Origin of the sequence: Nocardia sp. NPDC051832, assembly GCF_040681285.1 — a bacterium.
Taxonomy (GTDB): domain Bacteria; phylum Actinomycetota; class Actinomycetes; order Mycobacteriales; family Mycobacteriaceae; genus Nocardia.
Window position 1 is genome coordinate 1732413 of the sequence record NZ_JBFAYL010000002.1, and the last position, 12129, is coordinate 1744541.

The following is a 12129-nucleotide window of genomic DNA, read 5'->3' on the forward strand; positions in this document are numbered from 1 at the left end:
TCGGCGGCTAGTCGGTATCAAGGGCACGCCGCCGGGACAGCACGAGCGCGCCCACCAGGGCGGTGAGCAGGACCAGCGCCAGGAACAATTGTCCGTGCAGCCCGAGAATGAAGACGGTCTGAGCGGCGAACTCCGGGTCGTGGGTGGCGGTCTCGGGGAACAGCAGCGCGCCGGCCATGCCGAGCCATGGGGTGGCCACGACGGCTGCCGCGCACAGTGTCGAGCGGAGTGCGTCCCGGCCTGGCCGCAGGATGAGCGCCAGGCCGATGAGGCCGAGCAGCACCGTCATCACCATGTACTGCGCGTCGTGAAACTTCGCGTGCGGCGGCCAGTTCGGGTTGAAGGCGTGCTGTGCGGCCAGGTCGGGGATGACCAGGTCGGCGAGGACAGGGCTGACCATCGTGATCACCGCGACGACGGCGATCACGATTCGAGGCAAAGGCATCGTTTCGTCTTTCGGGTGGGTGTCAGAGTGCCCAGGAGTAGGCGGGTGTGATCGAACGACCGAGCAGTGCGCTGGGCAGTCGGGGGAGTGCGGTGTCCCGCAGGGCGGTGGCAAGTGCCGAATCCCAGTGCGCGGGTGCGCCGACGCGGCGCGAGAGCTGGGCGATCTTCTGCGTGCGCGGTCTGCGCAGGTGGTCGTACTGCGCCAGCCCCGCCTCGATGCCGCGCGCGTCCACCTCCGCCGCGAGGGTGACGGCGTCCTCGAGTGCCTGGCAGGCGCCCTGCCCGAGGTTCGGGGCCATGGCGTGGGCGGCGTCCCCGAGCACCGCGACGTTCCCGCGGACGTAGGCGTCCATGTTCGGTAGCTCGTAAGTATCGTGCTGGAGGACCTCGTCCGGGCGAGCGATCCCGAGCAGTGCCGGGACCGGGTCGTGCCAGCTCGCGAAACGGTCACGCAGCTGTTCCAGTCCTGTCCGGGATCCGGCCGGAGCATTGGCCATCAGATAGCAGTAGACACGGCCGTCCGGCATCGGAACGTAGCCGAATCGTTCACCCTTGCCCCACATTTCGACGCTGCCGCGCACCGCGTAGGCCCCGGTGAGTAGACGCCAGGTGGTGTAGCCCAGGTAGCGCGGACCGGCGGCGTGTGGCCAGATCGAGCGCCGGGTCACACTGTGCACGCCGTCGGCGCCGATCACCAGGTCCGCGGTGGCGGTGCCGCCGTCGTAATGGACTGTGCCGTCGACCGACACCGCTCGCACCGTGGTCCCCGGACGCAGCGCGGACGCGGGCAGCTCCGCGCGCAGATATTCGACCAGCGTGGCGCGGTGAACGATCGCCCACGGGCCGAAACGTCGTTCCAGTTCGACGATATCGTTGCGGATCAGCCAGGTGCCGTCGGTGCTTCTGATGCCTCGCGGCGGTCCGGCCGATCCGCCGGCGCGGAGTAGGTCGCCGAGACCGAGCGCGTCCAGGGCGCGCAGCCCGTTGGGCTGAATCGACAGCCCCGCGCCGATTTCGGTGACTTCCGGTGCGCGTTCGAGCACCTCCACCGTCCAGCCCCGCTGGTGGAACGCCAACGCGGCGGCCAGCCCACCGATACCGCCGCCCACGACGAGCGCCTTCATCTCTGGCCCTCGCGATCGGCGCGCAGCCCAGCGGCTCGGGACTGCCGCCACCACTCCGCTGTCAGGACCAGCGCCGCCATCAGAACCAGCCACCACCAACGTCTCATGCCAACTCCCTAGAGTCTCTAGATAATTTAGAGATATTAAGACACCATAGATGCTCTAGGATGTCAACGACGGGCGGCGGAAAGGCGACGATGGCGACGAATACCGGTGGGCGACGGGAGCGGCTGCGCAAGGCGACCTTGCGGGAAATCCACGAAGCGGTACGCACGCTGCTCGTAGAGCAGGGGGCTGCCGCGGTGACGATCAACGCGGTAGCCCGGGAAGTCGGGATGAGCGGTCCGTCGCTGTATCACTACTACGCGGGCCACGAGGCGCTGGTCGGCGCGGTAACCGCGGATTTCTTCGACGAACTGGCCACCTCGATGGAACAGGCCCGCGACGCTGACACCAAAGCTGCTGTCGGCGAACGCATCCTGACGGTGTGCCGTGCCATGCGCACCTGGGCCATCGCCCACCCGGCCGAGTTCGGCTGGATCTTCGCCGCCCCCATTGCCCCGCTGAACCGGCAACCCGATTCCGAACGCCATCGGGCCGGCCTGCGATTCGAACGAATCCTCCTGGACCTGACGGTCGAGCTCTGGCGGACGCGCCCGTTCCCGGTCCCCGACCTGACGGAGCTGGCCCCGTCTTTACGCGAGCAGCTGACCACTTACTCGGCGAGTATCGGCAACCAGCTGCCGCCCGCCGCCGCGCATGTCTTCCTGTCCTGCTGGATCCGGCTCTACGGCCTGCTGTGCATGGAAGTCCTGCACCAGCTCGACTTCGCCTACACCGACCTCGAACCGGTCTTCGAAGAATGCCTGCGCGATCTCACCGACACCCTCGGCCTGAACTTATCCGGTAAGCTTACTGAGTAACCTTGACCAGGCCGAAGCGAGGGAATCGAGATCGTGACATCCGCATCCGGAACTCGCTGCTTGACAATCCTTGTGTGCTGCGGTGGCATCGCAGGGCAGGCGACGGCCTACTGGCTCGCACGCGGCGGCCATCGAGTAGTCGTGGTCGAGCGTTTCCCGTCCTTGCGGGCCACCGGTGCCCAGGTTGATCTCCGCGGTCAAGGCATCGAGGCGGTCAAGGCCATGGGGCTGCTCGATGTCGTGCGGAGCAAGCTCGTGGACGAGCCCGGCGTCGCCTTTGTGGACGCCCAGGGCAAGGCGAGAGCGACGATCATGGCCAACACGTCCGGGCGAGGCCGCCAGACGCTGACGTCCGAGTACGAGATCATGCGCGGCGACCTCGTGCGCATCCTGCACGAGGCGACGAAAAACGACGTCGACTACGTCTTCGGGACCGGCGTCGACCGCTTCGAACAGGATGAGAACAAGGTCATCGCCTACTTCTCCGACGGCTCGTCCGACGAGTTCGACCTGCTCATCGGTGCCGATGGGCAAGGGTCGCGCATCCGGCGAGCGATCTTGCCCACCGGGGTGCCGGAACCGTACTGGCGGGTGGGTATCCACATGGCGTATTGGTTCGTTCCACGCATCGCGCCGGACAGCAACATCCGCGACACCTATATCGCGCCCGGCGGCCGAATGATCATGCGCAGAAGCCACAACCCGGACGAGACCCAGGTGTACTTCGTGCTGCGGGAGACGTCGGAGGAGGCCTCGGCAATCCATCGCCAACCCGTCGAACGCCAGAAAGAGTTCTGGGCCGAGCGTTTTCGTGGCGCGGGATGGCAGACCGACCGGTTCCTCGAGGGCATGCGGACGACCGCGAGCTTCTACTCCCAGGAGGTCGTACAGGTCCGAACGGATACCTGGTCCGACGGACGCGTGGTCCTGGCCGGAGATGCCGCGCATTGCGCCTCGCCGTACAGCGGCATGGGGGTTTCCGGCGCTCTGGTCGGCGCCTACGTCCTGGCCGGCGAGATCAACCGGCGCCCCACCGACCTGTCTCGGGCGCTGGCGAACTACGACGCCGTACTCCGGCCGTTCGTCGACGAGATTCAGGCTGCGGTCAAACCGCGCCTGCTGCGCCTCGGCCTGCCCAGGAGCCGGTTCGGGATCAACGCTTTTCTCACCACCACGGGACTGGCTACCTTCCTGCACATCCCCGATCTCGCGGCGCGGTTCGCCAAGGCGGACCGGGGCGGCGACTGGCAGCTCCCAGAAAGCCCGGAACTATAGCGAGGGAGTCCTTTCACATGCCGAATCGAGGAGATCGCGGCGGGTCGAAGACGCGAGCGCGCATCGCTGAGGTCGCGACCGAACTGTTCCTGGAGCGCGGTTTCGACGCCGTCACGATCGCCGAGGTCGCAGCGGCCGCCGGCGTGTCCAAGGTGACGGTGTTCTCGCACTTCGAGCGGAAGGAAGACCTGCTGCTCGACCGTCTTCCGGACGTCGTCGACCTCGTACGATCCGCCCTCCGCGAGCGGGCCGGGGATATCAGCGCCGTCGAGACGCTTCGTCGGACCGCTCTCGCGCTCGCGGGGGAGCGGCACGTGCTTTCGGGCCTGGACGGGGATATCGAACCGATGATGCGGACCGTCACGGCTTCACCCGCCTTGATCGCGCGGCTCCGCGCATTCGCGTACGAGGTCGAGACGGAGCTGTCCGCCGAGCTGGGCACAGACGCCACGTTCTCCGGCGACAGCGCCTTGGCGGCGGCCCTGCTCGTGGCCGCTTACCGGACAGTCGCCGTCGAGACGGTACGACGTCGACTCGCCGGAGATGATCACACCGATATCGCCACGTCGCACCGTCAGCGCCTGAACCAGGCTTTCGACGCCGTCGAACACGGCATCCGCGGCTGACCCGACCGCAGCACAGTGAGGACGCACCGAACGGCCGGATCGAGCCTGTTCATCGGACGGGTCAGCTGTCGCGCTCTGTCAGTGCGGCCGTCGTCAGGGTGAGGTGCCGAGTCAAGAGGTCGGCGGCGGCGTCGGAATCACGGGCCAGCGCCGCCTCCTCCAATCGGCGATGCTCGTCCACGCCATCCCGCTCCGGATTACGGTGTGCCGACCAGCGACGAGCCAGCTCGCTCGCCACCCACAGCCGGTCGAAGGTTTCCAGCAAGACCGGGTTGCCGCACCCCTCCACGAGGGTGCGATGGAACACCCGATGGGCCTCGGCCCATTCTTCGCTGTAGTACACGTCGTCCGGCGGGGTGAACGGCGGTGTTCGTGCCAAGCGGTGGTGCGCAGCGCGTACGTCGGCTTCCCATTGCACGTCACCCTGGTCGATCGACATACGTAGAAGGACCGGCTCGATGGTCCGGCGGGCCTCCCCGATCTGTTGCCAGCGGCGAGCGGAGAAGCTTGGGACCGCGAAGCCGCGATTGGTCAGCCGTTCGGCCAGGCCCTCGCCGACCAACCGCACCAGCGCCTCGCGCACCACCGCCAGGCTCACACCGTGTTGCCCGGCTAGGTCCTGCGGCTTGAGCGCGGCACCGGGCGCGTACTCGCCGCGCATGATCGCGCTCCGCAGTTGTGCGTACACCTGCTCGGAAAGCATCTGCTTCGGCGGCTGGGCTGGGATGGTCCGGGTCATCTCTCGATCATAGACGATTTGACAAATAATCGATTATTTCTGTTATCGTCGATCTTGCACATCCGGTACGACTCGAAAGGCGCGACACGATGAGCGCAAACAATCCCTTCGCCCGCCTCCCCGAGGCCGCCACATTCACGGTCACCAGCGCCACGGTCGGCGACGGCGCCGCCTGGCGTCCCGCGCAGTGGTCCTCCGCCACCCCTGGCGGCAAAGACGTTTCCCCGCAGTTGAATTGGAGCGGCGCCCCAGCGGGCACCCGGAGCTACGCGGTCACTGTGTACGACCCCGACGCTCCCACCGGTTCCGGTTTCTGGCACTGGGCCGTCGCCAACATCCCGGCCACGACCACCGCTCTCGCCGAGGGCGCCGGAGACGACACGGGCAGCGGCTTGCCGGTCGGCTCCTTCCAACTGCCGAATGACGCGCGCCTACCTCGATACATCGGCGCGGCACCGCCTGCCGGGCACGGTGAGCACCGCTATTTCGTCACCGTGCACGCGCTGGATGTGGATGACATCGGCATCGCCGCCGACTCGACCCCCGCTCTGCTCGGATTCACGATGGCCGGCCACATCCTGGGCCGGGCCACGCTCGTCGCCACGGCTGAGGCAATGCAGTGAGCGACATCCGTATGGACAACAAGACCGTGCTGATCACAGGCGCGACGGACGGACTCGGCCGTGCGCTGGCGGTGCGGCTCGGCGCGGCCGGCGCCCGGCTGATCCTGCACGGCCGCAACCCCGATCGGGCCACGGCGGTCGCCGACGAGGTCGCAGCCGCGGGCGGACACGCTCCGCTGATCATCCTGGCCGACCTGTCGCGATTGGTGGAGGTCGACCGGCTGGCCGACGAGATCATCGCCCGCACCCCGCGATTGGATGTGCTCGTGAACAACGCCGGCACCGGCGGCCGACCGGACGGAAGACGCGAACTCAGCGCCGACGGGAACGAATTACTGTGGGCGGTCAACCATCTGGCCCCCTATCGGCTGACCCGCCGACTGCTTCCGCTACTCCAGGCATCGGCTCCCTCGCGAGTGGTGAACATAGCCTCCGCCGGACAGTTGGAGATCGACCTCGACGATCCCACCCCCGAGCACGACTACAACCCGTATGCCGCCTACTGCCGAGCCAAGCTGGCGATGATCATGGCGACCATCGAGTACGCCGGGGAACTCGACGGCACCGGTGTCACCGTGAACGCCCTGCACCCGGCAACTCTCATGGCGACGACCATGGTCCTGGAATCCGGCGTGACGCCGATCAGCACCGTCGCCGAAGGCGCCGACGCGACCCTCCGGCTGATCTGCGATCCTGGCCTTTCTCAGACCACAGGCCGGTACTTCAACGGCGCCAGGCCGGGCCGTCCGCACCCGCAGGCCGATGATCCGCACGCGCGCCGTCGCCTGCTCGAAATCAGTGACACCGCAATCATTTCAGCCGTGATCAGGATCGATCCGACGCCCGCGGACCGTCCATGACTGCCCGAATGCCGGGCGAAGTCGCACTACTACGTCGGCTGCTCGGCGAGGGCTGCGCGGACCAACGCGCGGGCTGCCCAGCTCATGACCTCGATCGCAGCGTCGGGATTCCGGCCTTTGAGTAAGACTGGGTTGTTTGGTCGGCCCTCCCGCGGCGCAGGTCGCGTCATGGGAGGGCGGCGACCGAGCTATCCAGGCACCGGTCCCGGATCTCAGGGAGTTGCCGGAAGCCTGCCGACTTGTACGTCGCGACGGCACCGACATTGGAGCTCGGAGTGCACACGATTGCGCTCGATGAGCCCAGATCCCGAAGCGCAGCCGCCGCGGCGCGGGTGATCGCTGTGCCGTAGCCGTATCCGCGATGTTCTCGATGCACGCCCATCGGCTCGAGTAATCCCGGTTTGCCCGGACCTGCCGACCACACCGTCACCGCCGCCACCGGATTCCCCTCGACGTCGTAGGCGACCAGACACCGAGCGTCGACATATGGCAATCCTGCGGCCATCGCGTGCCAGCGCTCCGCGGTGAACGTGGACCCGCTGAACGACGCCCGATGGACCGCGGCCCGCGCCTCGGCCTGCTGCGGCCCGATCACCTCGATCCGCATGTCAGGGCCGGGCAGCGACTCCATGAGATCGCACCGCAACGGTGTCCACGGCTCGCCTTGGCGCCAGCCGGCATCGGACAGCAGATCGTTGACCAGTGCCCCCGCCGGAGCCTCGACAGACACTTTCCCGGCTGCGAACATCTCGCGCTTCGGGTCGGACACATCCGCAACCACTGCCCGCGCCAGCTCCTCGTCGTGCAGTGCGTCCGGCGCGGCCGTCATCCGCAACAGGGTGGGCCCGTCCAGCAGCCCGATGGCGAGGATCTGTCCCTTCCGGAGCCAGGTCCGAACCGCTGCTGCTGCTGTCGCCTCGGCGCCCCAGCGCGAGAACCAACCGACATCCCCCGGGTGCAGTTGCATCGGCGCCCCCTCGTGCTGCCACTCGCGCAGCACTTCCACAATCCTGCTCCGACTGCCGGCGTCCGGCCCCGACACGATCGTCATGCCCCGATCACACACCACCACCCCGCACGTCCGCATCCGGATTTCGGGCCGATTCTCGTGGTGCGAAGGAGTCCTGTAGTGCCGCTTGCGGCCGGGTTTCGAACGGCTGGGCGGTACTAATCCATTGCCGCACTGTGGCATACGTCGGTCGGCTGCGTTGGCGGCATGGGGGGCGAGCCGGCTATGGCCGTCAGGGCGTTTCAGGCGCATCCTGTGAAGTGTGCGGAATGGGCGAGCACGGTCGGCATGCTCGTGTGCCGGTCTGTGAGGAGGGATGCATGGAAAGCGCGCCGAGCAGGACGGCGATGTTTGCGGCCGTGTCGCGTGGGTTGTTTCGCCTGGAGACGGCGTCGCCGTGGGTACTGGACGATGCGCTGGCCCTGGTGCTTGTCGGCCCGGTATGGCAGCAGCTGCGAGACCGGTTCGATCCACTGTTTCCCGGCCCGGTGCGTCGCGAATCCCGCGCGGCTGTCTGCACCCGCAGCCGGTACGCCGAGGACCGGCTCGCCGCGGGCGCCTTCACGCAGTACGTGATTCTCGGCGCCGGGCTCGACTCGTTCGCCTGGCGGCGGCCGGATCTGCTCAGCTCGCTGACCGTGTTCGAGGTCGATCACCCGGCCTCCCAGGCCTGGAAGCTCGAGCGGGTCAAGGAGCTCGGCCTGCCGCGCAACGACTCTCAGGTCTTCGTGCCGGCTGATTTCGAGGCCGGACAAGTTCGGGACGCGCTGGGCCCGGCCGGGTTCGACTGGGCGCGGCCGGCGATGTTCTGCTGGACGGGCGTCGCTCCCTATCTGACGGCACCGGCGATCGAGTCGGGGTTGCGCACGATCGCGGCGGCCGCCCCCGGGTCTGAGGTGGTGTTCTCCTACCGGGCCGAGGACGCCGCGCTCGACGAGGTGGGAACGGAATTCGCCCGCATCTACACGCCGATCGCGGCTGCTGTCGGCGAGCCCCTGCAGCCTGGCTGGCCGGTCTCCGAGATCGAGAAGCTGATCAGCCGGTGCGGGCTGAAGGTCGTAGACCATCCCACCCGTGCAGACCTCCAGCAACGGTATTTCGCCGGCCGTACCGATGGCCTGCGGCCCTACACCTTCGAAACGCTGGTGGCTGCACAGGTCACCTGAGCGAGCAGTTCGGGTCAACTAACGCCCGTTGCGACGCCAACCGTCGCAGAGCCGGCGAAGCCTGACGCGTTCGTAGCGAATGTGCTCCAGGGCAACGAGTTTCGTCTGGCCTGGCCGGAGGAGGTTGTGCCATTCTGACGGAGTGATCGCGAAGGTGGGGACTGATATCCAAGGCGGGGCCGGCACGGTCGGCTCGCCGGCAACCGAGGGTCGACCGGGAGACTCGATCTGGGTCGCGGTGGTAGCGCTGCTCCCGCTGTTGTTTCTTACGGCATCGGTCATCGCCGAACGCGTCGTTGCCGGACCCTACACGCGGGTGGGCAAAGTTCTGGCCCTGTCCAACTTCGTCGGCGTGACTTCGCAGCTGGCGCTCGCGATGTTCACCGTGGCGTCGTTGATCGGCGCGGTTGCTTTGTGGCGGAGAAACGTTCGCACCGGACGCTGGTTCGCGAAGGTCGGCAGTACGGCGGCCGTGCTCGCTTACTTTCTCGCCGTCGTGGGCGTTCTCAGCACAGCCGCCGGTCCCGATCCCGCTCAGTACGAGTGGAAACCGCTCTACTCGATGCCTGCGGCGCTGCTCGCGGTCGCCCCGCAGCTCCTGACCGGCATCGCCAATGTGTATATCCTCGTCCGGCTTTCGCGGCGCAGCACATGACGGCAGCGACGGACCGGAAAATCAACTGGCCGTTCGCGGATCGGCGTCATAGGCCCGCCGCGATGGCGGGTGCTGTTCGCGATTGGTGCTAAGTTCGACACCCGTCGAGCAGTAGCCGAATGGTGAGGCGCGGGTCGTAGTTCGGGTCGGTCATCTCGGCGCCCGCGCAGATGTCGCCGATGGCGCGCATCAGTTGGTACGCGGTGAAATCCGCAGTGACCTCACCCGCGCCGCGGGCCGCGGCGGCGAGGAGTCGGCCGGACCCGCCGCAGCGTTTGAGTAAGTCACGCACCGTGGAGGATGCCGGCGCATCTCCCGAGCGAGGACCCTGATCGCTTGCCCGGACCGCCACCGCCGCCACACCTGCTCGACCTGAGCCTCGGTCAACGGGGTTCTTCTCTCCGACAGTGGTCTGCTTGAGGCCATTGCGCATCACATCCGTTCCTCACCAGGAGATTCCAGTGTGTTGCGCTGACCTATTGAGACCAAGCCGCGGAGTGCGCGGTCGGTGAACGCCCGCAATTGGCTCTGAGCGGGCCGAGCGAAGCGGACGTACCGCGGTGGCGGATGGCCACGACGGAAGGTTGAGAACGCTGGGTGTGACCGCAACAGTCTGTCCGTCGGTGACGAGAATTGCGGTTAGTTCAACGGGGGCTACCAGGTACCAAGGCTTTTCACGTCCCACGACAGCCGGATCTGAGGTTTGGTTTGCAGTGTCACGGGCTCGTTGGTGACATCCCGAATCCAGAGCCGTAGGCCTTCGCAGGCATGAACACCGCGCCGAGACTCAACCAACCCCGCACCACGATGTCGTGGGTTTCATTGATGCGCGTCCACAAAAGCGATGCCGCACTTGAGAAAGACGTCCGCAACTGGATCGCTGACTGGAACCAGCACCCGAAACCATTCACCTGACGGAGAGCCGCAGAGCCGAATATGGCGAAGATATCAGGACCAGGACACTAGAGCGTTCGCGGATTTCGCACAACATGAGTGAATGAGAGAAGAGCCAATGCCGCGAAGGCCCATGCAAGTAGGCGTAGGCTCAAAAATGCTGACATGGTCATCCATTGAATGCCGTTTGTAGGCGCTGCAACCCACGTATCTTTCATGCCTAAAGAGGCGAATGGAAGAAAATTGTCAATCACTATCCTGAGTGAGTTCGACCAACCTAAATCTTGCCCTGCGCCCGGCAGAGAGCCAGCAGGTGGCTTAAGTGAGAAAATTGGTGTTCCAAATTTGACGACCACGGTTGCAAGTGCTGTGACTATGAGTAACCAAACTAGGGCAAGCCACGCTGAATATCCATAGCCGACCAGGGATCCGTATATCCGCCGCGCTAAACCGCTCCTAGAGAAGAATGCTTGCTCCTTGGTGATCCGTCTTTCCATCGCTAGTAATGTGCGCCTCCGGGTTGTCAAGTCGCCTATTGTCGAGCAGTACGACGCCAACTGAACATACGGCTGGGAGTAGAATTCTTTTGCTAATTCTAGAACATGCAGCATTTCTGTGGCTGATATATTCTGTAAGCGATCGTATGTCAACCCTTCCAGATTCGCATCACAGGAAGCAAGTTTCTCTTCGGTAGCGTAAATCGTCCCGCATGAAGTGCCGCGCAGGTCGAGACCATCTGCTTTGAAATAGTCTAGAGTCTTGGTGCAGACGTAGAGGCTGCCAGAAATGTTGCAATTTCCAAGCCCTATCGCGCCGCGATAGTCGGGTCCGGTCTGCTCCCATCCCATGGCTATGCGAGAATGAAAATCACCCCCTTGGAGGCGAACATGGCGATCGACTGTCATCGCGTTGGCGAATATTCCTCCTTTGACAGTTGCCGAATATAGATACAGATCACCCACCTTGGCACGGTAGAGTCGCACAGCGTAGGAACTCTTTTCCTCCGGCAATGCCGTGAATACGGAGTGATGCATATTCAGTCCACCAGTTACGACCATGCCGGCCCCACCGAATCCCCCCTCGAATAGTTCGGCGCGGCGAATGTTGAAAGTTCCTTCAATTCTTGCATAGCGTGCCGAAACATATCCGATTGAACTTCGATCGAAGGTCACCTCGCCAGTCACATGGGCATAGTTCATGTTGATATCGCCTTGAATGTAGCAGTCTTTTAGATGGAGTGCACCCTTCCATGTTAGATTACTGAGATCTATGTCTCCGCGGATGCAGAGACCTTGCAGGCGCAGCCCGTAGCGATGTAGCTGGCCGAATCTTCCCGCTAAGATTTCTGATATTAACTGGCCGTCGATCGAATTGTCGCTGTTGGCCATTTGTGGGCGGGTACCCGCTATCTTAAAGACCAGACCGGTCGTGCCTGCTTCGATCACTCGCCGCCTAAGCTGCGATGTGCGCTTCACCCTGGCCGCTTCACGCAAGACTCCTAGAATCGAACTCATCGCACCCCTCTCGTAGGGTATCGGGCGACATGCTTGGTACGACACCACACCCCCCGCGCTCAACGGCCAAGCCTCCGCAGACTAGCGGACCAATCGGAGGCAGAACCTAGTGTGTTGCGCCTAGGTTGTGTCTCGAAGTGAGTGTTGGGGGGGGGGGGGCGGGGGGGGGCCCCCCCCCCCCCCGCCGGGGGGGGGAGTTTTTTAGGCGGGTGGTATTTGTTTTTTGTGAGGGGTTTAGGTTTTGTTGATAGTGATAAAAATTAAAAAACAAACA

At 65.0% G+C, this 12129-nt stretch carries 13 protein-coding genes; 7 read left to right on the forward strand and 6 right to left on the reverse strand.

Features of this window, described 5'->3' with window-relative positions:
• Positions 1-7: 7 nt before the first annotated feature.
• On the reverse strand, positions 8-445 hold the full coding sequence (locus AB0M14_RS17640) for a DUF6640 family protein (protein WP_364995576.1): 438 nt from the start codon (positions 443-445) through the stop codon (positions 8-10).
• Between the two features lie 22 nt (positions 446-467).
• Entirely contained in the window at positions 468-1571 is a 1104-nt protein-coding gene (locus tag AB0M14_RS17645) for an FAD-dependent monooxygenase (RefSeq protein ID WP_364995579.1), read from the reverse strand.
• Between the two features lie 167 nt (positions 1572-1738).
• Between AB0M14_RS17645 and AB0M14_RS17650 the strand changes: the two genes are divergently transcribed.
• The 3 genes from AB0M14_RS17650 to AB0M14_RS17660 are packed head-to-tail and all read left to right on the forward strand — an operon-like array spanning position 1739 to position 4395.
• The gene (locus AB0M14_RS17650) at positions 1739-2494 is read left to right on the forward strand and encodes a TetR/AcrR family transcriptional regulator (RefSeq protein ID WP_364995582.1); all 756 of its coding nucleotides are present in this window, start codon (positions 1739-1741) and stop codon (positions 2492-2494) included.
• A gap of 60 nt (positions 2495-2554) precedes the next feature.
• On the forward strand, positions 2555-3769 hold the full coding sequence (locus tag AB0M14_RS17655; protein ID WP_364995585.1) for an FAD-dependent monooxygenase: 1215 nt from the start codon (positions 2555-2557) through the stop codon (positions 3767-3769).
• Positions 3770-3786: 17 nt separating this feature from the next.
• The gene (locus AB0M14_RS17660) at positions 3787-4395 is read left to right on the forward strand and encodes a helix-turn-helix domain-containing protein (protein WP_364995588.1); all 609 of its coding nucleotides are present in this window, start codon (positions 3787-3789) and stop codon (positions 4393-4395) included.
• A gap of 61 nt (positions 4396-4456) precedes the next feature.
• On the opposite strand, the gene AB0M14_RS17665 is transcribed toward AB0M14_RS17660, so the two are convergent.
• Positions 4457-5134 (reverse strand): GntR family transcriptional regulator, encoded by a 678-nt coding sequence (locus tag AB0M14_RS17665; RefSeq protein WP_364995591.1) that lies wholly within the window; start codon positions 5132-5134, stop codon positions 4457-4459.
• 89 nt (positions 5135-5223) lie between these two features.
• On the opposite strand from AB0M14_RS17665, the gene AB0M14_RS17670 reads away from it, so the two are divergent.
• Both AB0M14_RS17670 and AB0M14_RS17675 read left to right on the forward strand, forming a co-directional pair.
• Positions 5224-5757, forward strand: coding sequence for a YbhB/YbcL family Raf kinase inhibitor-like protein (locus AB0M14_RS17670; RefSeq protein WP_364995593.1), 534 nt, complete (start codon positions 5224-5226; stop codon positions 5755-5757).
• On the forward strand, positions 5754-6617 hold the full coding sequence (locus AB0M14_RS17675) for an SDR family NAD(P)-dependent oxidoreductase (RefSeq protein ID WP_364995596.1): 864 nt from the start codon (positions 5754-5756) through the stop codon (positions 6615-6617). The genes AB0M14_RS17670 and AB0M14_RS17675 overlap by 4 nt, the downstream gene beginning before the upstream one ends.
• A 166-nt stretch (positions 6618-6783) precedes the next feature.
• On the opposite strand, the gene AB0M14_RS17680 is transcribed toward AB0M14_RS17675, so the two are convergent.
• A complete protein-coding gene (locus AB0M14_RS17680; protein WP_364995599.1) occupies positions 6784-7668 on the reverse strand; it encodes a GNAT family N-acetyltransferase in 885 nt (294 codons plus the stop codon).
• A gap of 278 nt (positions 7669-7946) precedes the next feature.
• Between AB0M14_RS17680 and AB0M14_RS17685 the strand changes: the two genes are divergently transcribed.
• Both AB0M14_RS17685 and AB0M14_RS17690 read left to right on the forward strand, forming a co-directional pair.
• Positions 7947-8792, forward strand: a complete 846-nt coding sequence (locus AB0M14_RS17685) for a class I SAM-dependent methyltransferase (protein WP_364995601.1) — start codon at positions 7947-7949, stop codon at positions 8790-8792.
• A gap of 142 nt (positions 8793-8934) precedes the next feature.
• Positions 8935-9447, forward strand: coding sequence for a hypothetical protein (locus AB0M14_RS17690; protein WP_364995603.1), 513 nt, complete (start codon positions 8935-8937; stop codon positions 9445-9447).
• Between the two features lie 88 nt (positions 9448-9535).
• Here the strand turns inward: AB0M14_RS17690 and AB0M14_RS17695 are convergent, their stop codons facing one another.
• Both AB0M14_RS17695 and AB0M14_RS17700 read right to left on the reverse strand, forming a co-directional pair.
• Positions 9536-9739: a hypothetical protein gene (locus AB0M14_RS17695; protein WP_364995606.1), complete on the reverse strand. Its 204-nt coding sequence runs from the start codon at positions 9737-9739 to the stop codon at positions 9536-9538.
• A gap of 670 nt (positions 9740-10409) precedes the next feature.
• Positions 10410-11855, reverse strand: coding sequence for a hypothetical protein (locus tag AB0M14_RS17700; protein ID WP_364995609.1), 1446 nt, complete (start codon positions 11853-11855; stop codon positions 10410-10412).
• Positions 11856-12129: the final 274 nt, after the last annotated feature.

Excerpts from the sequence above, each read along its gene's own strand:
- AB0M14_RS17640 (WP_364995576.1), bottom strand. The coding sequence starts at position 445 with ATGCCTTTGCCTCGAATCGTGATCGCCGTCGTCGCGGTGATCACGATG.
- AB0M14_RS17645 (WP_364995579.1), bottom strand. The coding sequence starts at position 1,571 with ATGAAGGCGCTCGTCGTGGGCGGCGGTATCGGTGGGCTGGCCGCCGCG.
- AB0M14_RS17650 (WP_364995582.1), top strand. The coding sequence starts at position 1,739 with ATGTCAACGACGGGCGGCGGAAAGGCGACGATGGCGACGAATACCGGT.
- AB0M14_RS17660 (WP_364995588.1), top strand. The coding sequence starts at position 3,787 with ATGCCGAATCGAGGAGATCGCGGCGGGTCGAAGACGCGAGCGCGCATC.
- AB0M14_RS17665 (WP_364995591.1), bottom strand. The coding sequence starts at position 5,134 with ATGACCCGGACCATCCCAGCCCAGCCGCCGAAGCAGATGCTTTCCGAG.
- AB0M14_RS17670 (WP_364995593.1), top strand. The coding sequence starts at position 5,224 with ATGAGCGCAAACAATCCCTTCGCCCGCCTCCCCGAGGCCGCCACATTC.
- AB0M14_RS17680 (WP_364995599.1), bottom strand. The coding sequence starts at position 7,668 with ATGACGATCGTGTCGGGGCCGGACGCCGGCAGTCGGAGCAGGATTGTG.
- AB0M14_RS17685 (WP_364995601.1), top strand. The coding sequence starts at position 7,947 with ATGGAAAGCGCGCCGAGCAGGACGGCGATGTTTGCGGCCGTGTCGCGT.
- AB0M14_RS17700 (WP_364995609.1), bottom strand. The coding sequence starts at position 11,855 with ATGAGTTCGATTCTAGGAGTCTTGCGTGAAGCGGCCAGGGTGAAGCGC.